This window comes from Streptomyces sp. NPDC050418 (assembly GCF_044458745.1).
Lineage (GTDB): Bacteria > Actinomycetota > Actinomycetes > Streptomycetales > Streptomycetaceae > Streptomyces.
The window spans coordinates 116,979-138,804 of record NZ_JBITIG010000011.1 but is presented as its reverse complement, the minus strand read 5'-3'; the positions used below and the strand labels follow the sequence as shown (position 1 = coordinate 138,804).

Annotated in this window: 16 protein-coding genes and 1 pseudogene; 8 read left to right on the top strand and 9 right to left on the bottom strand. The window is 71.5% G+C overall.

Annotated elements, in window-relative coordinates:
- The first annotated feature begins 20 nt into the window (after positions 1 to 20).
- On the top strand, positions 21 to 812 hold the full coding sequence (locus ACIBI4_RS26265; RefSeq protein ID WP_399206504.1) for an IclR family transcriptional regulator: 792 nt from the start codon (positions 21 to 23) through the stop codon (positions 810 to 812).
- Between the two features lie 16 nt (positions 813 to 828).
- Here ACIBI4_RS26265 and ACIBI4_RS26260 read toward each other — a convergent pair whose 3' ends face one another.
- The 3 genes from ACIBI4_RS26260 to ACIBI4_RS26250 all read right to left on the bottom strand — a co-directional run bounded on the left by ACIBI4_RS26260 (position 829) and on the right by ACIBI4_RS26250 (position 5,449).
- A complete protein-coding gene (locus tag ACIBI4_RS26260) occupies positions 829 to 1,734 on the bottom strand; it encodes a ribonuclease Z (protein ID WP_399206503.1) in 906 nt (301 codons plus the stop codon).
- Between the two features lie 80 nt (positions 1,735 to 1,814).
- Positions 1,815 to 2,168 (bottom strand): histidine triad nucleotide-binding protein, encoded by a 354-nt coding sequence (locus tag ACIBI4_RS26255; protein WP_399206502.1) that lies wholly within the window; start codon positions 2,166 to 2,168, stop codon positions 1,815 to 1,817.
- A gap of 53 nt (positions 2,169 to 2,221) precedes the next feature.
- On the bottom strand, positions 2,222 to 5,449 hold the full coding sequence (locus ACIBI4_RS26250; RefSeq protein ID WP_399206500.1) for a S41 family peptidase: 3,228 nt from the start codon (positions 5,447 to 5,449) through the stop codon (positions 2,222 to 2,224).
- 103 nt (positions 5,450 to 5,552) lie between these two features.
- Here ACIBI4_RS26250 and ACIBI4_RS26245 point away from each other — a divergent pair, with 103 nt between their 5' ends.
- The 3 genes from ACIBI4_RS26245 to ACIBI4_RS26235 all read left to right on the top strand — a co-directional run bounded on the left by ACIBI4_RS26245 (position 5,553) and on the right by ACIBI4_RS26235 (position 7,828).
- Positions 5,553 to 6,041 carry a hypothetical protein gene (locus ACIBI4_RS26245; RefSeq protein WP_399206499.1) on the top strand — a complete coding sequence of 163 codons (489 nt, stop codon included), beginning with the start codon at positions 5,553 to 5,555 and terminating at the stop codon, positions 6,039 to 6,041.
- A 138-nt stretch (positions 6,042 to 6,179) separates the two neighbouring features.
- Entirely contained in the window at positions 6,180 to 7,013 is an 834-nt protein-coding gene (locus tag ACIBI4_RS26240) for a hypothetical protein (RefSeq protein ID WP_399206498.1), read from the top strand.
- Between the two features lie 65 nt (positions 7,014 to 7,078).
- Positions 7,079 to 7,828, top strand: coding sequence for a hypothetical protein (locus ACIBI4_RS26235; RefSeq protein WP_399206497.1), 750 nt, complete (start codon positions 7,079 to 7,081; stop codon positions 7,826 to 7,828).
- A 9-nt stretch (positions 7,829 to 7,837) separates the two neighbouring features.
- Here ACIBI4_RS26235 and ACIBI4_RS26230 read toward each other — a convergent pair whose 3' ends face one another.
- From ACIBI4_RS26230 to hrcA, 4 genes are all read right to left on the bottom strand, one after another.
- Complete coding sequence (locus ACIBI4_RS26230; protein WP_399206496.1) at positions 7,838 to 8,581, bottom strand: 16S rRNA (uracil(1498)-N(3))-methyltransferase; 744 nt, start codon at positions 8,579 to 8,581, stop codon at positions 7,838 to 7,840.
- Positions 8,578 to 9,651: a nitronate monooxygenase gene (locus ACIBI4_RS26225; RefSeq protein WP_399206495.1), complete on the bottom strand. Its 1,074-nt coding sequence runs from the start codon at positions 9,649 to 9,651 to the stop codon at positions 8,578 to 8,580. The genes ACIBI4_RS26230 and ACIBI4_RS26225 overlap by 4 nt, the downstream gene beginning before the upstream one ends.
- Before the next feature lie 111 nt (positions 9,652 to 9,762).
- Positions 9,763 to 10,899, bottom strand: coding sequence for a molecular chaperone DnaJ (dnaJ, locus tag ACIBI4_RS26220; protein ID WP_399206494.1), 1,137 nt, complete (start codon positions 10,897 to 10,899; stop codon positions 9,763 to 9,765).
- Positions 10,900 to 11,916, bottom strand: a complete 1,017-nt coding sequence (gene hrcA, locus ACIBI4_RS26215) for a heat-inducible transcriptional repressor HrcA (RefSeq protein ID WP_399206493.1) — start codon at positions 11,914 to 11,916, stop codon at positions 10,900 to 10,902.
- 161 nt (positions 11,917 to 12,077) lie between these two features.
- On the opposite strand from hrcA, the gene ACIBI4_RS26210 reads away from it, so the two are divergent.
- Complete coding sequence (locus ACIBI4_RS26210; RefSeq protein WP_399206492.1) at positions 12,078 to 12,797, top strand: MBL fold metallo-hydrolase; 720 nt, start codon at positions 12,078 to 12,080, stop codon at positions 12,795 to 12,797.
- Positions 12,798 to 12,832: 35 nt separating this feature from the next.
- Positions 12,833 to 13,648, top strand: a complete 816-nt coding sequence (locus tag ACIBI4_RS26205; protein WP_399206491.1) for a DUF3097 domain-containing protein — start codon at positions 12,833 to 12,835, stop codon at positions 13,646 to 13,648.
- 57 nt (positions 13,649 to 13,705) lie between these two features.
- Here the strand turns inward: ACIBI4_RS26205 and hemW are convergent, their stop codons facing one another.
- On the bottom strand, positions 13,706 to 14,938 hold the full coding sequence (hemW, locus tag ACIBI4_RS26200) for a radical SAM family heme chaperone HemW (protein WP_399206490.1): 1,233 nt from the start codon (positions 14,936 to 14,938) through the stop codon (positions 13,706 to 13,708).
- A 46-nt stretch (positions 14,939 to 14,984) separates the two neighbouring features.
- Complete coding sequence (locus ACIBI4_RS26195; RefSeq protein ID WP_399206489.1) at positions 14,985 to 16,925, bottom strand: SpoIIE family protein phosphatase; 1,941 nt, start codon at positions 16,923 to 16,925, stop codon at positions 14,985 to 14,987.
- Positions 16,926 to 17,104: 179 nt separating this feature from the next.
- On the opposite strand from ACIBI4_RS26195, the gene ACIBI4_RS26190 reads away from it, so the two are divergent.
- Together ACIBI4_RS26190 and ACIBI4_RS26185 are read left to right on the top strand one after the other, a co-directional pair.
- On the top strand, positions 17,105 to 21,265 hold the full coding sequence (locus tag ACIBI4_RS26190; protein ID WP_399206646.1) for a HAMP domain-containing protein: 4,161 nt from the start codon (positions 17,105 to 17,107) through the stop codon (positions 21,263 to 21,265).
- A gap of 11 nt (positions 21,266 to 21,276) precedes the next feature.
- Positions 21,277 to 21,748: pseudogene (locus tag ACIBI4_RS26185) on the top strand (two-component system response regulator); the annotation flags it as partial.
- Positions 21,749 to 21,826: the final 78 nt, after the last annotated feature.

Below are 21,826 nucleotides of genomic sequence, written 5' to 3'. Positions count from 1 at the left end.
CGGGGACTACGATCTCCGGCATGCCGGATCAGGAACCCCCCACGGGCGGTGTCCGCGAGGTGAAGTCCGCCGCGCGCACCGTCGAGCTCCTCGAAGTGCTCGCCGCGCGCGGCGACCGCCCCGCGCGGCTGCGCGAGCTGGCTCTGGAGCTGGGGGTGCCGCGCAGCTCGATGTACGCGCTCCTGCAGACGCTCATCGACCGCGGCTGGGTGCGCACCGACACCACGGGCTCGCTGTACGGCATCGGCATCCACGCACTGCTGACCGGCACCAGCTATCTGGACAGCGACCCGCGGGTGCGCGCCGTACGCCCGTTCCTCGACGAGGCCTCGGACGCGCTGGGCGAGACCCTTCACCTGGCGCGTCTGGACGGCACGGACGTCGTCTACCTGGCCACCCGTGAATCGCACGCGTATCTGCGGACGTTCTCGCGCGTGGGCCGCCGGCTGCCCGCGCATGCGGGCGCGCTGGGCAAGGCGCTGCTCGCACAGGACCCGGCGCGGCTGCCCGCGGGCCCGCTGGAGCAGCTCACGCCCCGTACGCACACGACGCGCGAGGCGCTGGCCGCGGATCTCGCGGAGGTACGGGAGCGCGGTTACGCCGTCGACCGCGAGGAGAGCGTCCTCGGCATCACGGGCTTCGGCTTCGCGCTGCGCTGCGACGACCCGCCCGTGGACGCGATCAGCTGCTCGGTCCCGCTCGCGCGCCTCACCGAGGAGCATGAGCGGCGGATCGTGGCGGTGATGCGGGAGATCCGTACGAAGATCGAGGCGGTGGCGGTACGGGCTTCGGGGGCCGCGCAGTGGCGGTGAGACCGTGGCCCGTGGCTCACCCCCGCTTCGGCACCTGCACCCGCATCAGGTCCTCCGCCACCGTCAGCTCCCCTTCGAACCCGGCCGCGCGCGCCTGACGTTCGAACTCGCCGGCATCCGTGTACCGCTGCGAGAAGTGCGTGAGCACCAGATGCCGCACCCCCGCGTCCCGCGCCACCCGCGCGGCCTGACCCGCGGTCAAGTGGCCGTGGTCGACGGCCAGTTGCTCGTCCTCGTCCAGGAACGTCGACTCGATGACGAGCAGATCGCAGCCCTCGGCGAGTGCGTGCACGCCGTCGCACAGGCGCGTGTCCATGACGAACGCGAACCGCTGCCCGCGCCGCAGCTCGCTGACGTCCGCCAGGGTGACGTCCCCGAGCACCCCGTCCCGCTGCAGCCGTCCCACGTCGGGACCGGTGATCCCGCGCGCCCGCAGCGCCTCGGGCAGCATCCGCCGACCGTCGGGCTCGACGAGGCGGTAGCCGAAGGACTCCACGGGGTGCGAGAGCCGGCGCGCTTCCAGGCGGTACGCGGCCGTCTCGGCCAGCAGCCCGTCCTGCTCGACCGGCGCCTCGGTCAGCTGTACGGACTCGCGGTACGCCGTCGCGTACCGCAGCCGCTCGAAGAACTGCTGTCCGCTCGCCGGGTAGTGCGCGGTGACCGGGTGCGGCACGCGGTCCAGGTTGATCCGCTGGATGACGCCCGCGAGGCCGAGCGAGTGGTCGCCGTGGAAGTGCGTGACGCAGATCCGGTTCAGGTCGTGCGCGGCGACCCCGGCGCGCAGCATCTGGCGCTGGGTGCCCTCGCCCGGGTCGAAGAGGATGCCCTCGCCGTCCCAGCGCAGCAGATAGCCGTTGTGGTTGCGGTGCCGGGTGGGCACCTGACTCGCGGTGCCGAGCACCACGAATTCCCGTGAGGACAAAGGAACTTACCGACTTTCGTCTTCGTACGAGACCTGCGGCGGGACCTGCCGCGGGTCCGGCTCCGGGGCGGGGCCCTCGACTATCCGGGCGGCCACTGCATCCCGCGCCCGCCCAGAACGTGCGCGTGCGCGTGGAACACCGTCTGGCCGGCGCCGGAGCCGGTGTTGAACACGATCCGGTGCGCCTCCAGCTTCTCGTCCGCCGCCACCGCGCCGGCCTCGCGCAGCACGTCGGCGGCGATCGCGGGCTCGGCGGCGGCGAGCGAGGCGGCGTCCGGGTGGTGGACCTTCGGGATCACCAGGACGTGCGTCGGCGCCTGCGGGTTGATGTCCCGGAACGCCACCGTCGTCTCGCTCTCGCGCACGACGGTGGCCGGCACCTCGCCCGCCACGATCTTGCAGAACAGGCAGTCGGCCTGCGGTTCACCAGCCACGCTCGGGCCTCCTCGGGTCCGTGATCGGTCGGGGGCATGCTATCCGGCGCGCTTCACCGCAGCTCCGGCAACTCGGGCGCCGCCTTCGCCGGTGTGTTCTCCAGGGCGTCGAGTGCCACCCGGATCGCCGTGTCCAGCTGCGGGTCGCGGCCGGCCACATGGTCCTGCGGGGCCATGACCACCTCGACGTCCGGATCGACGCCGTGGTTCTCGACGCCCCACTCGTGACCCTCCAGCCAGATCGCGTACTTGGGCTGGGTGACGAGCGTGCCGTCGACCAGGCGGTAGCGGTTGTCGATGCCGACGACGCCGCCCCAGGTGCGGACGCCGACGACGGGACCGATGCCGAGCGCCTTGATGGCGGCGTTGACGATGTCGCCGTCCGAACCGGAGAACTCGTTGGCGACCGAGACCACCGGGCCGCGCGGTGCGTCCGCCGGGTAGCTGAACGGGCGGCGGCCGCGCGGCAGGTCCCAGCCGACGATCCGGCGGGCGAGCTTCTCGACGACCAGCTGGGAGGTGTGGCCGCCGCGGTTCTCGCGCACGTCCACGACGAGGCCCTCGCGGGCCACCTCGACGCGCAGGTCGCGGTGGATCTGCGCCCAGCCGGGCGCCTGCATGTCGGGGACGTGGAGGTAGCCGAGGCGTCCGCCGGACTGTTCGTGGACGTAGGCGCGGCGGTCGGCGACCCAGGCGTGGTAGCGCAGGGGTTCCTCGTCGGCGAGCGGGACGACGACCGTGTGCCGCAGATCGCCGCCGCCTGCCGGGGAGACGGTCAGCTCGACCGCCTTGCCCGCGGAGCCGACGAGCAGCGCCGCCGGGCCGCGCAGCGCGTCGACCGGGGTTCCGTCGACGGCCACGATCGCGTCACCGGGACGGACCGCGACGCCGGGGGCCGCGAGCGGGGAGCGGGCGTACGGGTCGGAGGTCTCCGAGGGCAGGACGCGGTCGATGCGCCAACTGCCGTCCTCGTGCCGGGAGATGTCGGCACCGAGGAGTCCCTGGCGGGTGTCCGATGATCCGTAGCCGCCGTACGGGGCGACGTACGCGTGCGACGTGCCGAGCTCGCCGTGCACCTCCCACAGGAGGTCGACGAGGTCGTCATGGGTGGCGACGCGGTCGAGGACGGGACGGTAGCGGTCCAGGACGCCGTCCCAGTCGATGCCGCCGAGGTCGGGGCGCCAGAAGTTCTGGCGCATCAGCCGGCCCGTCTCCTCGTACATCTGCCGCCATTCCGCGGCCGGTTCGACCCTCCGGCGGATACGGGACAGATCGACGGTGATGTTGGAGTCGCTGTCGTCGTCGGTGGAGGGGCGGCGGTCGCTGGGGATGACCTTGAGGACGTCGCCGGTGTGCAGCAGGACACGCCTGCCGTCGCCGGTGACCGTGAAGTGGTGGGCGTCGGAGGCGAGATCCTCGATGCGCTGCTGCACCAGGTCGTAGCGCTCCAGGTCGGTGCGCGGGCCCGGGTCGTCGGGCGTGGCGCGCGAGACGCCGAGCGCGCCGCGCACCGGGTGACGCAGCCACAGGACGCCGTCCTTGGCGGCGCGCAGCGTGGAGTAGCGGGCGGCCTCGACGGGGAAGGCGACGATGCGGTCGGCGAGCCCGTCCAGGTCGATCCGGGTCGCGGGCTGCTCGTCGCCGCCCGGGACCTCCTCGCTCTTCTCCGTCGACTCGAAGGGACGGCCGTGGCGCTGCGGCCCGAACGGCGAGGGCGTGGTCGCCGCGAGGGTGATCAGGTGCGGGCGGCAGGCGCCGACGAACGCGAGGTCGAAGACATGCGCGTCGTAGACCGGGTCGAAGGAGCGCTCGGAGAGGAAGGCGAGGTGCTTGCCGTCGAGCGTGAAGGCGGGCGAGAAGTCGCTGAAGCGCAGCGGGGTCGCCTCGGTGACGGACAGGTCGGCGGTGTTGGCGAGCTTCAGCTGCCGCAGCGGCGACGGGCCCGGGTGGGACCAGGCGAGCCAGGCCGAGTCGGGCGAGAAGGTCAGCCCGGTCGCATCCCCGTCCTCGCTGCGGTCGACCTCGCGCACCTCGCCGCTCTCGCGGTCCACGAGCAGGACGCGCCCGTCGTGTGCGGCGACGGCGGCGCGGCTGCCGTCGGGCGCCATCGCGAGGGACAGGACGCGGCCCAGCTGCCCGGCCGCCACGCGTCGTACGGACGCGCCGGCGGCGACTCCGGCGGCGGGCGCGAACTCCAGGGCGTCCTCGCCCTCGGCGTCCGTCACCCACACCACGTGCTCCTCGCCGCTCACCCGGAAGGTGCGCGGCAGCCGGGCCCGTACGCCGGGTGTGGACGCGAGCGCGCGGGCGGGGCCCTCGCGGTGCGTCACCCAGTGGATCGAGCCGCGGACGGAGACGGCGCTGCCGCGGCCGGTGTGGTCGGGCGCGGTGGAGCCGAGGAAGCGGTCCGCCTTGACGGGGTGCGGCTGCAGGTCGACGCGCTGGCCGCCGAGCCGGATGCCGAGCTCGCGCGGCTCGGCTCCGTCGAGATCGTCAAGCACCCACAGCTGACCGGCGCTTGTGTACACGACGCGCTGCCCGTCGCTCGCCGCGTGCCGCGCGTAGAAGCCGTCGGCCGGGGTGTGGCGGCGCAGATCGGTGCCGTCCGGCAGGGACGAGTACAGCGCACCGGCACCTTCGTGGTCGGACAGAAAGGCGATCCGCTCCCCCACCCACAACGGGTACTCGATGTTCCCGTCAAGCCCCTCGTGCACGCGGACGAACTCCCCGTCCCCGTCCCGGTCGATCCACAGCTTGCCCGCCGTGCCCCCGCGATACCGCTTCCAGTACGCGGCCTCCCGCCCCATCGACACGGAGACGAGCAGCACCTGCCCGCCCGTCCCGTACGCGAGATCACCGACCGGCCCGTACGGCAGCCGGGCCGCGGGCCCGCCGTCGAGGGGCACCTCCCAGGCCCACTGGCGGCGCAGGGACGCCTGGCCGTGGGTGGTGACGGCGAGGACACCGCCGCCGGGGGTCCAGCCGCGCACGGAGGTCTTGTTGCTGCCCCAGTGCGTCAGCCGCTCGGCCCGCCCGCCGTCGACCGGCGCGCAGTGCACCTCGGGGGCGCCGTCGCGGTACGAGGTCCAGGCGACATGGCGCCCGTCGGGCGATATCCGGGGGTGACTCACGGGCATGTTGTCGGCACTCACCCGCCAGGCGCGGCCTCCCTCCAGCGGGGCGATCCAGACGTCGTCCTCGGCGGTGAAGGCGATCAACTCGCCGCGGACATGCGGGTATCGGAGATACGAGGGCTGCGTCGGCGTCACAGGAACGGTCACCTGATCACCTTAAGAGGGCCTCTTCCGTTGCGGGGGCCTCAGTGGGAACCTGTCCCGTATGGGGGCATTGAGGCGCTTACGTGATCGCCGGACCGTTGCCGCAGTGGCCGCTGTGGCGGCCGCCGCGCTGGGGGCGGTGGCCTGTCAGCCGGTCGACGGGCAGCTCAGCACGGTCGCGGTGTCGCTCACCACGGACCGCAAGGGCACGGACGCGCTGGAGAAGAAGGGCGTCGAGGTCCAGTGGCTCAGCTGCACCTCCTCCTTCGGCGAGGGCGGCGCGACGCCGCGCACGCGCACCAAGTCCCCTTCCGTACGCAACGTCGCGACGGTCGACTGCGAGGGCGAGACCAAGGACGGCCGCGCCATCACGCTCACCGGGAAGGTGACGGAGGAGCGCGGCGGTGCGTGCGTACGGGGTGATCTGACCGCGAAGGTCGAGAAGAAGACCGTGCTGCGGGCGGACGTCCTGGGCAACTGCGCCGACGCGAAGCCGAGCGTGCGGCCGCCGGGGAACGGGGTGCGGCCGACGGTCACCGTGACGAAGACGGTGACGGTGTATCCGCCGACTTGCGACTGCCGGCCGGGGAAGTAGCGCGGCACGTATGGCGGCGCCGTGCGGCATGTGATTTGAGCCAACTTCTGTGCGTACAAGGCGAGTTGTGGTGCAAGCTGTCCCCGATGCGGGCCGCCGAACCCCCATACGGCATAAGCCCCGTGCTGGGAGGCCGCCATGGCCACACGCCACCAGGCCGAGCGGTTCGCCCTCGCCCTGACGACGGCGGCAGGACCGCTGACGATCCTCGCGGACGTGCTCGGGCTCCTGGACGAGGTCGCACCCAATGGGGTGCAGATGGTGACGTTGCTGATCCTGTCGTCGGTGACCGTGTTCCTGCTGCTCGAGGTACGACGGTTCGAGGTGCTCGACCGTGTCGAGCGACGGCTCGCGACTCTCGCCCTCGACGAGAGGGAGCGGTACGGGGGTGTGCAGCGGGTGCACCCGGAGTTCCCGACCACCCGTGTGAAGGCGCTCGTCCGGCAGGCCCGGACCGAGGTGAGCGTGCTGCAGACCTGGATGCCCAACCTCGATGTGCTCAAGGAGGATCTGGAGCACGTCCTGACCGCGCCCGGCTGCGTGGAGGTGCGGATCCTGCTCCTCTTCCCGTCGTCCGAAGTGGCGGACCTGCGCAGGGAGGCCCTGCGGGACATGCCCACGGCCAGCACACCGGTGAACGTGAAGGACGCCATCGAGAACAACCTGGACTGCCTCGCGCGGCTGCGTGCCGGACTGCCCACGGACCATCGCGGCCGGCTGAAGGTCCGGCTCTACAACTCGCTGCCGTCCATGGCCGTGTACCGGGCGGACGAGACCTATGTGGTCAGTTCCTTCCTGCACGCCCAGCTCGCCATCAGCTCCCCCCAGACCGAGATCGAGGGCTGCGACACGGCCCGGGGCGCTGAGGTGGAGAAGGAACTGGACACGCTGTGGCAGATCGGCAAGGACGTCGAACTGACCGACTGGCGGCGCTCGGTCGGCGCCATGAGCTTCGTCCGCGCCTCGGTGTGACCCCCCTGCCCCTCAGCCCGCCCGCCCCACCTCGTACCGTCCGCGCCCCGGAAAGGCCGCACCTCATGCACCCCACCACCGCGTCCAGCGTCATCGAAGCCCTCGACGCCTACGAGGACGACCTCATCGCCCGGTACAGGGCCCACCCCGTCCTGGCCGACACCACCGCCCTCCCCGACGAGACCTTTGCCCGGCTCCTGCTGCAGCGCCGCTTCCTCTCCCTCGTCTTCACTCCGGCGTACGACCTCGCGATCGATCTGCTCGACGACAAGGAGGGGCTGCGGATCGCGCGGGTCATCCTGCGCGAGGAGTACCCGGACGGGTCGGGCAACACCCGCTCGCACCGCGAGGACATGATCGAGGACATGGTCCAACTGGGCATCTCGCGGGCCGAGTTGAAGGCATCCCGACCGACCCCGGCCACGCTGGAGGCGATCAACGCCACGTTCGCCCTGATCGCTGACGCGGGCGGGAAGCCGGACGCGGATCTGCGCATCCTGACGCTCCTGCGCTTCTGGGGCGAGATCCTCGTCGCCACCGAGTACACACAGTTGTGGCAGCGCATCGGACCGCTGCTCACCGCGGGTGACGAGAACCGCTCGCACTTCTACTACCCGCATCTGATCCATGACGCGAAGGCCCACCCGCTGGCGACGGTCTCCCTGCTCGCCACGTCCCACGCGGACCGCCTGGCCCGGCGGCTGCACGCACTCCTCACGAGCGCGGAGCCGGAGGCGGCCGCCACGGCGTTCCGCGAGGAGGAGGAACGGGCCCTCGCCGTGAAGCTCCGCTTCTACGAGCAGTTCAACGCCTAGCCGGGGGAGCTACCCCCAGCGCCCACTCCGCCCCAGCAACAACGCCACCGCCGCAGTCCCCGCGGTGGACGTCCGCAGGACACTCGCGCCGAGCCGGTACGGCTGCGCACCGGCCGCCGCGAATGCCTCCAACTCCTGTGGGGAGACGCCTCCTTCGGGCCCGACGACCAGCACGATCGAGCCCGTCGTGGGCAGTTCGGCGGAGGCCAGCGGCAGGCTGCCCTCCTCGTGCAGGACGCCCGCGAAGTCGGCGGCCGCCAGGAGCGCCGCCACCTGCTTCGTGGTGGCGAGCTCCGCCACCTCGGGGAACCGCAGCCGCCGCGACTGCTTCCCGGCCTCCCGTGCCGTGGCCCGCCACTTGCCGAGCGACTTGAGGCCGCGCTCGCCCTTCCACTGCGTGATGCAGCGTGCGGCGGCCCAGGGCACGATCGCGTCGACGCCGGTCTCGGTCATGGTCTCCACGGCGAGTTCCCCGCGGTCGCCCTTGGGCAGCGCCTGCACGACCGTGATCCGCGGGCTCGGCTCGTCCTCGGCCCGCAGCTCCGCGGTCTGCACGAACAGCTTGTCCTTGCCCTCGGTCCGCGCCACGACCCCGGCCGCCGCGCGTCCGAGCCCGTCCGTGAGCACGATCTCCTCACCGGTCTGCAGCCGCCGCACCGACACGGCATGACGGCCCTCGGGCCCGTCGAGCGTCAGGAGATCACCGGGCGCCGCCCCTTCGAGGGAGTCGACGACGAACACGGGGGCGGTCATGCCGCACCTCGCACACCGAGCGCCGCGGCCGCTGACCGGAACTCGGCGTCGAGCACCTCGATCAGCTGACCGGCGGGCAACTCCCGTGCCATGCGGTGCCCTTGACCGGCCCAGAGCGCCATCCCCTGTGCGTCACCGGCCTTCGCGGCGGCCTTCCGCAGCCCGCTCGTGAGGTGGTGCACCTGCGGATACGCGGCGGGCGCGTAGGGCCCGTGCTCGCGCAGGAAGCGGTTGACGAGGCCACGGGCCGGGCGTCCGGAGAACGCGCGCGTCAACTCCGTCCGTACGAAAAGGGGGTTGGTCAAAGCCTGTTTGTGCAGCACGTTCGCTCCGGACTCAGGACAGACGAGAAAAGCCGTACCCAGTTGCGCCATGTCCGCCCCCGCGGCCAGCGCGGCCGCGATCTGTCCCCCGCGCATCAGCCCGCCGGCGGCCACGATCGGCAGCTGCACCGTCTCGCGGACCTGCGCGATCAGCGAAAGGAGACCGATCCCGGCGCCGTCCGTCTCGGGGTTGTCGCGGTGCGTGCCCTGATGCCCGCCCGCCTCGATGCCCTGCGCGCACACCGCGTCGGCCCCGGCCCACTGCGCGGCCTGCGCCTCCTCGGCCGTGGTGACGGTGACGATGCTGTAGGTGCCCACGCGGGCCAGCGCGTCGAGGACATCGCGGCCGGGGCAGCCGAAGGTGAAGGAGACGACCGGCACGGGGTCGTCGACGAGGACCGCGAGCTTGGCGTCGAAGCCGTCGTCGAGATCGACGTCCGGATCACCGAGCGGTGTCTCGTACCAGGCGGACTCACCGGCGAGTTGGGACGCGTACACGGTGACGGCGGCCCGGTCGCCGTACTCGGGCTGCGGCATGAACAGGTTCACGCCGAACGGCTGCCCGGTCAGCCCGCGCAGCTGCTTGATCTCCTGGTACATCCCGTCGGCGGTCTTGTACCCGGCCGCGAGGAACCCGAGCCCACCGGCCTCGGACACGGCGGCGGCCAGCGCGGGACAGGAGGCACCACCCGCCATGGGGGCCTGCACGATCGGCACCGGGCAGAGATCGGTCAGTGCGGTGGACATGACGGCATCGTGCCACGTCCGCCGTTCCCGGCTAAATCGGGCCGGTCACCTCCCCGTACGAGACCGGCCCCCTCCTCGTACGAGAAGGGGGCCGGGCCTGACGTGAAGAACTCAGCGGCCGTTGAAGGCGTCCTTGAGCCGCGAGAACAGGCCCTGCTGACCGGGCTGGAACTGGCCCGTGGGCCGCTCCTCGCCGCGCAGCGCCGCGAGCTCGCGCAGGAGCCGCTCCTGCTCGGGGTCGAGCTTCGACGGCGTGAGCACCTCGACATGCACGATGAGGTCGCCGCGGCCGCCGCCCCGCAGATGTGTGACACCGCGGCCGTGCAGCGGGATCGACTGGCCGGACTGGGTGCCGGGCCGGATGTCGACCTCCTCCATGCCGTCCAGCGTCTCGAGGGGCACCTTCGTGCCGAGCGAGGCCGCCGTCATCGGGATGGTGACGGTGCAGTGCAGATCGTCGCCGCGGCGCTGGAACACCGCGTGCGGCAGCTCGTGGATCTCGACGTAGAGGTCACCGGCGGGACCGCCACCGGGGCCCACCTCGCCCTCGCCGGCGAGCTGGATCCGTGTGCCGTTGTCGACACCGGCCGGGATCTTGACGGTCAGGGTGCGGCGCGAGCGGACGCGGCCGTCGCCGGCGCACTCCGGGCACGGCGTCGGTACGACGGTGCCGAAGCCCTGGCACTGCGGGCAGGGGCGCGAGGTCATGACCTGGCCGAGGAAGGAGCGCGTGACCTGCGAGACCTCACCGCGGCCGCGGCACATGTCACAGGTCTGCGCGGAGGTGCCGGGTGCGGCGCCCTCACCGGAACAGGTCGTACAGACGATCGCCGTGTCGACCTGGATGTCCTTGGTGGTGCCGAACGCGGCCTCGTCCAGCTCGACCTCGAGGCGGATCATGGCGTCCTGGCCGCGGCGGGTGCGCGAGCGCGGCCCGCGCTGGGACGCGGTGCCGAAGAACGCGTCCATGATGTCCGAGAAGTTCCCGAACCCGCCCTGCCCGAAGCCGCCCGCGCCACCGCCGCCGGAGGCCGACAGGGGGTCCCCGCCGAGGTCGTAGACCTGCTTCTTCTGCGGGTCGGAGAGCACCTCGTAAGCGGCGTTGATCTCCTTGAACCGCTCCTGGGTCTTCGGATCGGGGTTCACATCCGGGTGGAGCTCACGCGCCAGTCTCCGGAAAGCCTTCTTGATCTCGTCCTGGGAAGCGTCGCGGCGCACGCCGAGTACGGCGTAGTAGTCCGTGGCCACTTACGACTCCGCCAGGATCTGTCCGACGTAACGTGCCACTGCGCGTACTGCTCCCATCGTTCCGGGGTAATCCATGCGGGTCGGTCCGACCACGCCGAGCTTGGCGACTGCTTCGCCGCCCGAACCGTAGCCGACCGAGACGACCGACGTGGAGTTGAGCCCCTCGTGGACGTTCTCATGCCCGATACGGACGGTCATGCCCGGATCCTTGGCCTCGCCGAGCAGCTTGAGGAGCACGACCTGCTCCTCGAGGGCTTCGAGCACCGGCCGGATCACGAGCGGGAAATCATGTCCGAAGCGCGTCAGATTGGCGGTGCCGCCGATCATCAGCCGCTCCTCGGACTCCTCGACCAGGGTTTCGAGGAGGGTGGCGAGGACGGTCGAGACCGTCCCCTGGTCGTCCCGGTCGAAGGACTCGGGCAGATCCTGGACGAGCTGCGGCACGTCGGAGAACCGGCGTCCCGCGACCCTGCTGTTGAGCCGGGCCCGCAGATCCGCGAGCGAGGTCTCGCCGAACGGCGCCGGGCAGTCCACGTGCCGCTGCTCGACCCGCCCCGTGTCCGTGATCACCACCAGCATCAGACGGGCGGGCGCCAGCGAGAGCAGTTCCACGTGCCGGACCGTGGACCGGGTCAGCGACGGGTACTGCACGACGGCGACCTGCCGGGTGAGCTGCGCGAGCAGCCGTACGGTCCGTCCGACGACGTCATCGAGATCGACGGCCCCGTCCAGGAAGTTCTGGATGGCCCGCCGCTCGGGAGCCGACAGCGGTTTGACCCCCGCCAGCTTGTCGACGAACAGCCGGTAGCCCTTGTCGGTCGGGATCCGCCCGGCACTCGTATGAGGCTGGGCGATGAACCCCTCGTCCTCCAGGGCCGCCATGTCATTGCGTACGGTCGCGGGCGAGACCCCGAGCTTGTGCCGCTCGGTCAGCGCCTTGGAGCCGACGGGCTCCTCGGTGCCGACATAGTCCTGGACGATGGCGCGCAGCACTTCGAGCCTGCGTTCACTGAGCATCCGCGCACCTCCATCTGCCGTTCCCGACCCGGCCCGCCCTGCCGGCCCGGTCCGCCTGGCACTCGTACGGGTTGAGTGCCAGCAAACCTAACGGTCAGTGTACGGCCGTCGGGTGGCCCCCCAGCAAGGCCGACCGGTCACGATGCGGTTAGCGTCACGGTATGAGCATCAGTTGGGAAGAGTTCGGGTGGGAAGAGCTGGCCGACGGGGTCGGCCGCAGGCGGCTTCCCGTGTGGGACGCGACCGTCGCCCTCGTCGTCGGAACGACCGGGGCGCTGCTCTTCGACACGGGTGCGACCCTGCGCGAGGGCGCGGAGATCCGTACGCAGGCGCAGGCCCTGCTCGGCGGCCGGCGTGTGACCCACATCGCGCTCAGCCATCCGCACTTCGACCATGTCCTGGGTACGGGGGCGTTCGCGGGCGTGCAGATCTACGCGGCCGCGGGCATGGACCGGGTCCTTGACGCGGGCCGCGAGGAGCTCCGTCTGGACGCCATACGCCAGGGGGTCCCGGAGGCCGACGCGACCTCCTCCACCGACATCGTGATCCGCCCGCACCACCTGATCACCCATGACTGGTCCATCGACCTGGGCGGGCGCGACGTCCTTCTGTCGCTGCTCGGTCCCGCGCACAGTCCGCAGGACCTGGTGGCGGTGGTGCCCGACGCGGGCGTCGTCCTGTGCGGCGACCTGGTCGAGGAGTCGGGCGAGCCGCCGGCGGGCCCCGACGCGACGCCGGGCCTGTGGCCGCACGCACTCGACCGGCTGCTCGGCCTGGGCGGCCCGTCCGCCCGCTACGTCCCAGGTCATGGTTCCGTCGTGGACGCGGCCTTTGTCCGTACGCAGCGGTCGGCCCTGGCCGCGCGCTTCGGCGTGTCGTAACCCGCGCGGCCCACCCTCTTCCTATATTCGGCCGAATGCGCAGCTACAGCCCCGACCTGACCCCGCCGTGGAAGAAGCCGAAGCCGGTCCCGGAGGTGGAGGCTTCGGCGGACCTGGTGGTCGAGGAGGTCGCCACGGGCTTCTGCGGGGCGGTGATCCGCTGCGAGGCGGGAACGGTCACCCTGGAGGACCGCTTCGGCAAGCACCGGGTGTTCCCCCTGGAACCGCGCGGCTTCCTGCTCGACGGCCGGATCGTCACCCTGACCCGCCCCTCGGCGCCCGCCCCGCCGCGCCCGTCCCGCACGGCCTCCGGCTCGCTCGCGGTCCCGGCCACCCGCGCCCGGGTCGCCCGCGCAGGCCGCATCTACGTCGAGGGCCGCCACGACGCGGAACTCGTCGAGAAGGTCTGGGGCGACGACCTCCGCGTCGAGGGCGTGGTCGTCGAATACCTCTCGGGCATCGACGACCTCCCGTCGATCGTCACGTCCTTCTCCCCGGCCCCCGACGCGCGCCTGGGCATCCTGGTCGACCACTTGGTCCCGGGCTCGAAGGAGTCCCGCATCGCGGCCTCGGTCACGGGCGCGGACGTCCTGGTGGCCGGCCACCCCTACATCGACGTATGGGAGGCGGTGAAGCCCGCCACGCTGGGCATCCGCGCCTGGCCCCGCATCCCGCACGGCGAGGACTGGAAGACGGGAGTGTGCCGGGCGCTGGGGTGGCCGGCGAACACGGGGGCGGCGTGGCAGCACATCCTGTCGAAGGTGACGTCGTACAAGGATCTTGAGCCGGAACTCCTGGGGCGGGTGGAGGAGTTGATCGACTTCGTCACCCTGGGCTCCGGGGACCGGTAGCAGCCCCCGCGGGTTCCTCCCCGCGTGCCTGCACCCGCACCCTCAGTCCACCAGACCTCAGTCCACCAGATCCCTGACCACCGCATCCGCCAGCAACCGCCCCCGCAGCGTCAGCACCGCCCGGCCCTCCTCGTACGGAGCGGGCTCCAGCAGGCCGTCCGTGAGGGCGCGGCGGGATGCTGCCAGGCCGTCGGGGCGCAGGAGGGACAGGGGGCAGCCCGACAGCAGGCGGAGTTCCAGGAGGATGCGCTCCACCCTGCGGTCCTCGTCCGCGAGGAGCTCCCGCCCCGCGCCCGGCGAGGAGCCCGCGGCCAGACGTCCCGCATACGCACCCGGGTGCTTGACGTTCCACCAGCGCACGCCGCCCACGTGGGAGTGGGCGCCGGGGCCCGCGCCCCACCAGTCGGCGCCTCGCCAGTAGAGCTCGTTGTGGAGGCAGCGGGCGGCGGCGGTCGTGGACCAGTTGGAGACCTCGTACCAGCCGAAGCCGGCCGATGTCAGGGCCTTGTCCGCCATCAGGTAGCGGTCCGCGTGGACGTCGTCGTCCGTCATGGGGATCTCACCGCGGCGGATCCGGCGGGCGAGCTGGGTGCCCTCCTCGACGATCAGGGCGTACGCCGAGACGTGGTCGGGGCCCGCGCCGATGACGGCGTCGAGCGAAGCCTGCCAGTCGTCGTCGCTCTCGCCGGGGGTGCCGTAGATCAGGTCGAGGTTGACGTGCTCGAAGCCTTCGGCGTGCGCCTCGGCCACGCACGCCTCGGGGCGGCCGGGCGTGTGGGTGCGGTCCAGGATCTGCAGGACGTGCTGCCGTGCGCTCTGCATACCGAAGGAGAGGCGGTTGAAGCCCCCGGCACGCAAGGCGGCGAGGTACGCGGGGTCGACCGAGTCCGGGTTGGCCTCCGTGGTGACCTCGGCCCCGGCCGCGAGGCCGAATTCGTCGCGGATCGCGCCGAGGATCCGTACGAGATCGGCGGCCGGCAGAAGCGTGGGCGTGCCGCCGCCGACGAAGACCGTCTCGACGGCGCGCGGGTCGTCGCCGAGGACCTTGCGGGCGAGGCGGATCTCGTCGATCAAGGTGTCGGCGTAGTTGTCGCGCGAGGCGAGCACACCGCCGGATCCGCGCAGCTCACTGGCGGTGTACGTGTTGAAGTCGCAGTAGCCGCAGCGGGTCGCGCAGTACGGCACGTGGACGTAGAAACCGAGGGGGCGGGCGGCGCTGCCGGCGAGCGCGGACGCGGGCAGCGTCCCGTCGTCGGGCACGGGTTCCCCGTCGGGCAGTACGGAAGGCATACGCCCATTGTCAGGGATGACAGGCGCGGCCCCGCGCGGGCGGCCGTCAGCGGGCCTGGAGGACGAGTAACGCGAGGTCGTCGTCGACCGGTGTCTCCGCGAAGTCGTGGACGAGGCGGCGGATGCGGTCCGCGACCATCGACGCCGAGAGCCCGCCGCAGCCGGCGAGGGCCTGGGCGAGGCCGTCGCTGTCGTCGAGGAGGCGGGCGCCGGAGCGCCGCTCGGTCACGCCGTCGGTGACACACAGGAGCGTCTCGCCGGAACCGAGCAGGAAGGACTCGCTGCGGTACACGGGCTCGTCGAGCACCCCGAGCAGCACCTGCGGCTCGGCGGCAGGCCGGACCTCACCGTCGGGGCAGAGCAGCAGCGGCAGCGGGTGCCCGGCGCACGCGAGGGTGCAGCGCACACCCTCCGGGGACGGTTCCAGCTCGCCGTACAGGAGGGAGAGGAACCGGGTCGGCGACCCGTCCGCGCCCAGGTCGCGCATGCCGACGGCGGCGACCGCGCGCGCCGCGGACTCGGCGGCCTCCATCGCGTCGTCGAGGAGGAGCCGGTTGAGGCGGTCGAGGACGTCGGAGACCTGGTAGCCCTCGCGGGCGAGGAGCCGCAGCCAGGGCCGGGCGAGGCCGGTGACGACGGCGGCCTCCGGACCATTGCCGCAGACGTCGCCGAGGGCGAAGCACCAGCGGCCGTCGCCCGCGGGGAAGATGTCGTAGAAGTCGCCGCCCGCGAGACCGTTGTCCCGCGGCTCGTACACCAACGCGCTGTCCACGCCCGGGACTTCGGCCATCGAGCTGGGCAGCAGCCCGCGCTGCAGGACACGGCTGATGGTGGCCTGGCGCGCGTACTGGCGGGCGGCCCCGATCGCGAGGGCGACGCGGCGGCTGAAGTCCTCCAGGAGCCCGGTGACCTCATCGGGGAAGCGCATCATGCCGGTCCGCCCGAGCAGCAGCGTGCCGAGCGCGCGGCCGCCCGCGACGAGGCGGTACGCGAGGGCCGTACCGGATGAGTCACCGATGGCGTCGAAGGGCCAGGGAACGGGGACGGGCCCGCCGTGCAGCGGGCCCGGGATGACCGGCAGGTCCTTCTCCAGGGCGCGCCGCAGTTCCTCGATCCGCGATTCGCTGTGGTGCCAGACGCGGGCGAGCCGGGGCGCGGTCGGCCCGGTGCCGCGCCCGTGCCGGTCGGACTCGTCGTTGAGCCAGACCGCGCACCAGTCGGCGAGGCGGGGCACGAGCAGCTGACCGGCAAGGGCCGCGACCATCTCCTCGTCGAGCTGGCCCGCGAGCAGGTCGGAGGCCTCGGCGAGGAAGGCGAGCGCGCCGCGGTGGCCCCAGTCCCCTTGGTCGCGGGCCTTCTTGGGCTGCGGCGAAAGGATGTCCGCGACTCGCAGGCCGCGCTGCAGCGCCTGCTCCCCCGCGTACGCCTCTATCTGCCGGGCCGCGTCCACGCCGTCCACGGGCAGCCGCGCCCAGACGGTCTTGGTGCCGGTCCGGTAGGTGATGCCCCAGGACTCGGAGAGGCAGGCGACGAGCTGGAGCCCGCGCCCGTACTCGGCGAGGCCCGGCGGATGACCGGACACCTCTCCCTGGACGGGCCGCCCGGGGTGGTGGTCGCCGACCTCGATGACGACGGCCGCGCCTTCGTCGAGGCCCCCGTCGGCGGCGAGCACGGCCTCCATGCGGCAGACCACCTCGACCTGGGTGCCCGCGTGCACCACGGCGTTGGTGACGAGCTCGCTGACGAGGACCACCGCGTCGTCCGCGAGCCGCTCCGTCAGACAGGCGGCGACGGGCACACCGCTCTCGGTCCAGTCCGCGAACGCGGCGCGGACGAAGCGGCGGGCGGCGGCCGGTGCGAGGGGATTGCCGGGCAGCGAGGTGCCGGCGTGGGCACCGTCCGCGGGTCGCAGCAGGCCGGGGCCGGGCGCGGCGAGCGGACCGGCCGGGCGGATCGTGTTCTCCCGCTGCATTGGAATGGACCCCACTTGCGGCTCCTGAGCAGTTCGGTCAAATGCGTCTCAGGTGACGGGGACAGAGTGACAGACTGGCTCCGCCCATAAGCGACGAGTTACTGAAGTGGGCCGCCATGAGTGACAACATCGAACTGCCGGCGCTCGGAAATGGTCATTTCCGGGCTGAGGACTTTCACCCGCTGCTCGCCGCGATGACTTCGCTGCGCGATGGCGACTTCCGGGTGCGTGCGCCGGAGGGTTCGACGGGTGTCTCGGCCGAACTGGCCGCGGTCTTCAACCAGATCGCGGACCGCAACCAGCATCTGGCCGCCGAGCTGGCCAGACTCCGCCGCGAGATCGTCCGCCACGGCAGACTCGACGAACGGGTCGCGGCCTCGCCGGGCCAGGGCGCCTGGTCGACGGCGGTCACGGATGCGAACACCGTGGTGGACGCGCTGGTGGCCCCCGCCGCCAACGCCACGCGTGTGCTGGACGCGGTCGCCGGGGGTGATCTGACCCAGCGGGTCGATCTCCACGACGGCAACCGCCAGTTGCGCGGCGACCTGCGGCGCCTGGGCCGCGCGGTCAACAAGATGGTCGACCAGCTCTCCCTGTTCACGGGCGAGGTCACGCGCGTCGCCCGCGAGGTCGGCACCGAGGGCCGGCTGGGCGGCCGCGCCAAGGTGACGGGTCTGTCCGGGAGTTGGCGGGCGGTCACCGAGGCGGTCAACACGATGGCCTCGCGCCTCACGGCCCAGGTGCGCGATATCGCCGCGGTGACCACGGCGGTGGCGAGCGGCGACCTGACGCGTACGGTCACGGTCGAGGCGACCGGCGAGCTGCTCGAACTGAAGCTCACCGTGAACACGATGGTCGACCAGCTCTCCGCCTTCGCCGACGAGGTCACGCGCGTGGCCCGCGAGGTCGGTACGGAGGGCCAGTTGGGCGGCCGCGCTCAGGTCCGCGGCGCGAGCGGGGTCTGGAAGGACCTCACGGACAACGTGAACTTCATGGCGTCCAACCTGACCTCCCAGGTGCGCAACATCGCGCAGGTGACCACGGCGGTGGCGTACGGGGATCTCAGCCAGAAGATCACGGTGGACGCGCGCGGCGAGATCCTGGAGCTGAAGTCCACGGTCAACACGATGGTCGACCAGCTCTCCGCCTTCGCCGACGAGGTCACGCGCGTGGCCCGCGAGGTCGGTACGGAGGGCAAGCTGGGCGGACGCGCGCAGGTCCGCGGCGTCTCGGGCGTCTGGAAGGACCTCACCGAGAACGTCAACTTCATGGCGGACAACCTCACTTCGCAGGTCCGCAACATCGCGCTCGTGTCGACCGCCGTCGCCCAGGGCGACCTGTCGAAGAAGATCACGGTCGAGGCCAAGGGCGAGATCCTGGAGCTCAAGACGACCTTCAACACCATGGTCGACCAGCTCTCCGGCTTCGCGGGCGAGGTGACCCGCGTGGCCCGCGAGGTCGGCACCGAGGGCAACCTCGGCGGTCAGGCGCAGGTCCGCGGCGTCTCGGGCGTCTGGAAGGAGCTGACGGACAACGTCAACTTCATGGCGTCCAACCTGACTTCGCAGGTCCGCAACATCGCCCAGGTCACCACGGCCGTCGCCAACGGCGATCTGTCGAAGAAGATCACGGTCGACGCGCGCGGCGAGATCCTGGAGCTGAAGGACACCGTCAACACGATGGTGCAGCAGCTGCGCGCCTTCGCCGACGAGGTCACGCGCGTGGCCCGCGAGGTCGGCACCGACGGCAGGCTCGGCGGCCGCGCCCAGGTCCTCGGCGTATCGGGCGTCTGGAAGGACCTCACGGACAACGTCAACTACATGGCGGACAACCTCACTTCGCAGGTCCGCAACATCGCCCAGGTCGCCACCGCCGTCGCGCAGGGCGACCTGTCCAAGAAGATCGACGTGGACGCGCGCGGCGAGATCCTGGAACTCAAGACCACCATCAACACGATGGTCGACACGCTCTCGTCCTTCTCCTCCGAGGTCACCCGCGTGGCCCGCGAGGTCGGCTCCGAGGGGCAGCTCGGCGGCCAGGCGCGCGTCGAGGGCGTGTACGGCACGTGGAAGCGCCTCACGACCAATGTGAACGAGCTGGCGCTCAACCTCACCACCCAGGTCCGTGCGATCGGCGAGGTGGCCTCCGCGGTCGCGCAGGGTGACATGTCGCGCTCGATCACGGTCGAGACCCAGGGCGAGGTCGCCGAGCTCAAGGACAACATCAATGTGATGGTGTCCAACCTGCGCGAGACCACCCGCGCGAAGGACTGGCTGGAGTCCAACCTGGCCCGTCTCGCAGCCTTGATGCAGGGCCACCGCGACCTGATGGAGGTCGCGGACCTGATCCTGCGCGAGCTGACCCCGCTGGTGAACGCGCAGTACGGCGCGTTCTTCCTGGCCGAACCCGAGGCCGAGGGCACGGCCCTGCGCACCTCCGTACCGTCCAAGGGCCTTGCCTTCATCGGCGGTTACGGATCGGCGCACGGCTCCGTCATCGAGACCGGCGCGATGCCCGTGCACGGCCTCGTACGGCAGGCGGCCCTGGAGAAGAAGCGGATCCTCGTCGAGGAGGCGCCGCCGGACTACATCAAGATCAATTCAGGGCTCGGCGACGCGGCACCCAGCAGCGTCGTCATCATCCCGATCCTCTTCGAGGACCGGCTGCTCGGTGTCATCGAGCTGGCCTCGTTCTCCCGGTTCTCGGATGTGCACCTGGCGTTCTTCGACCAGTTCGTGAACACCATCGGCGTCGCGATCAACACCATCATCGCCAACTCCCGTACGGAATCGCTGCTCGGCGAGTCCCAGCGGCTCGCCCTGCAACTGCAGGAACGTTCGGACGAACTGCAGCGCCAGCAGGCCGAGTTGCAGCGCTCGAACGCCGAGCTGGAGGAGAAGGCGGCGCTGCTCGCCACCTCCTCGCAGTACAAGTCGGAGTTCCTGGCGAACATGTCGCACGAGCTGCGCACCCCGCTGAACTCCCTGCTGATCCTGGCCCGGCTGCTCGCCGACAACCCGGAGGGGCGGCTGAACGACCAGGAGGTCCAGTTCGCCACGACCATCCACCGCTCGGGCACCGATCTGCTCCAGCTGATCAACGACATCCTCGACCTGTCCAAGATCGAGGCGGGCCGGATGGACGTCCGCCCGAAGAAGCTGCCGCTCATCAAGCTGCTCGACTACGTCCACGCCACCTTCCGCCCCCTCACCCTCGACCGGGGCCTGGCCTTCGAGGTGGCGGTCGGCGAGGACGTACCGCGTGAGATCTACTCGGACGAACAGCGCCTCCAGCAGATCCTGCGCAACCTCCTGTCCAACGCGGTGAAGTTCACCGCGAACGGCCGCGTCGAACTGCGCGTGAACCGCGTCAAGAACGTGGACGGCGAGCACCTCACCTTCTTCAAGGAGAGGGAGACCGAGGACCTGATCGCCTTCGCCGTGTCGGACACGGGCATCGGCATCGCCCCCGACAAACTCCCGGTGATCTTCGAGGCGTTCCAGCAGGCGGACGGCACCACCAACCGCAAGTACGGCGGCACGGGCCTCGGCCTCTCCATCAGCCGGGAGATCGCGGGCCTGCTCGGCGGCCGGATCGTCGCCGAGAGCGAACCCGGCAAGGGCTCCACCTTCACGCTGTACGTGCCCGTGGCGCACTCCGGGCACGGCCCGGTACCGGATCCGAAGGCCGAGGACGGCGAACTGACCCAGGGCCTGCGCTCGCTGCGGCTGCCGGGACAGCAGTCGGGCGAGGGCCCGTTGGCCGTGCACGACCCGGCGGCGCCGGACCCGGCCCACGACCAGGAGGACAACTGGCCGGCCACCACGAAGCTGGAGGAGTGGCGCTCGGGCCGCGCCGGGCAGGTGCTGCAGGGCCACCGCGTCCTCATCGTGGACGACGACATCCGCAACGTCTTCGCCCTGACCCATGTGCTCGGCCGCGTCGGCATGCCCGTCCTGTACGCGGAGAACGGCCGCGAGGGCATCGAGATCCTCGACCGCAACGGGGACGTCGAGGTGGTCCTGATGGACATCATGATGCCCGAGATGGACGGCTACGAGACGATCGAGGTCATCCGCCGCACCCCGCGCTGGGCGGATCTGCCCATCGTCGCCCTCACCGCGAAGGCCATGCCGGGAGACCGCGAGAAGGCCATCGCGGGCGGCGCGAACGACTACGTCCCCAAGCCGGTGGACGTGGACAAACTGCTGACGGTGATGTGCTCCCTCCTGGACCCCGAGGGAGCTGCCCCGGATCCCGAGGGCACCGCGGCGGAGCAGCACGGGCACGCAGCAATCGATCAGGGGCAGGCGAGCGGCATAGGGGAGCCCGCCGCCCCGCCCGAGACCGAATAGGCCTTACCACCATGAGTTCTGAGGTTGCGAAAGCCGGTTTCCCGGCCGACGACAGCGCCAGCATCCTCCTCGTCGACGACATGGAGGACAACCTGACCGCGCTGGAGGCCGTCCTGGGGTCGCTCAACGAGCCGCTGGTCCGGGCGCGTTCGGGCGAGGAGGCGATGAAGGCGCTGCTGCGGCAGCACTTCGCCGTGGTCCTGCTCGACGTCCGGATGCCCGGCATGGACGGCTTCGAGACCGCCGCGAACATCAAGCGGCTCGACCAGACCAAGGACATCCCGATCATCTTCCTGACCGGCACGGACGCCGATACGGGATATGCCTTCCGGGGTTACGCGACGGGGGCGGCGGACTACCTCACCAAGCCCTTCGACCCGTGGGTGCTGCGCGCCAAGGTGACCGTCTTCCTGGATCTGCACCGCAAGAACCTGCAGCTCCAGCGGCTGCTCGCGCGCGAACAGGCCCAGTTCTCGGAGCTGTCGGAGCGGCTGGCCCGGATCGAGTCGCATCTCGTGGAGCCCGACGCGGCCGAACTGGCGGCGGCGCGCGGCGAACTGG

Coding starts and splice junctions, on each gene's coding strand:
- ACIBI4_RS26265 (WP_399206504.1), top strand. CDS start 21: ATGCCGGATCAGGAACCCCCCACGGGCGGTGTCCGCGAGGTGAAGTCC.
- ACIBI4_RS26240 (WP_399206498.1), top strand. CDS start 6,180: ATGGCCACACGCCACCAGGCCGAGCGGTTCGCCCTCGCCCTGACGACG.
- ACIBI4_RS26235 (WP_399206497.1), top strand. CDS start 7,079: ATGCACCCCACCACCGCGTCCAGCGTCATCGAAGCCCTCGACGCCTAC.
- ACIBI4_RS26230 (WP_399206496.1), bottom strand. CDS start 8,581: ATGACCGCCCCCGTGTTCGTCGTCGACTCCCTCGAAGGGGCGGCGCCC.
- ACIBI4_RS26225 (WP_399206495.1), bottom strand. CDS start 9,651: ATGTCCACCGCACTGACCGATCTCTGCCCGGTGCCGATCGTGCAGGCC.
- hrcA (WP_399206493.1), bottom strand. CDS start 11,916: ATGCTCAGTGAACGCAGGCTCGAAGTGCTGCGCGCCATCGTCCAGGAC.
- ACIBI4_RS26210 (WP_399206492.1), top strand. CDS start 12,078: ATGAGCATCAGTTGGGAAGAGTTCGGGTGGGAAGAGCTGGCCGACGGG.
- ACIBI4_RS26205 (WP_399206491.1), top strand. CDS start 12,833: ATGCGCAGCTACAGCCCCGACCTGACCCCGCCGTGGAAGAAGCCGAAG.
- hemW (WP_399206490.1), bottom strand. CDS start 14,938: ATGCCTTCCGTACTGCCCGACGGGGAACCCGTGCCCGACGACGGGACG.
- ACIBI4_RS26190 (WP_399206646.1), top strand. CDS start 17,105: ATGACTTCGCTGCGCGATGGCGACTTCCGGGTGCGTGCGCCGGAGGGT.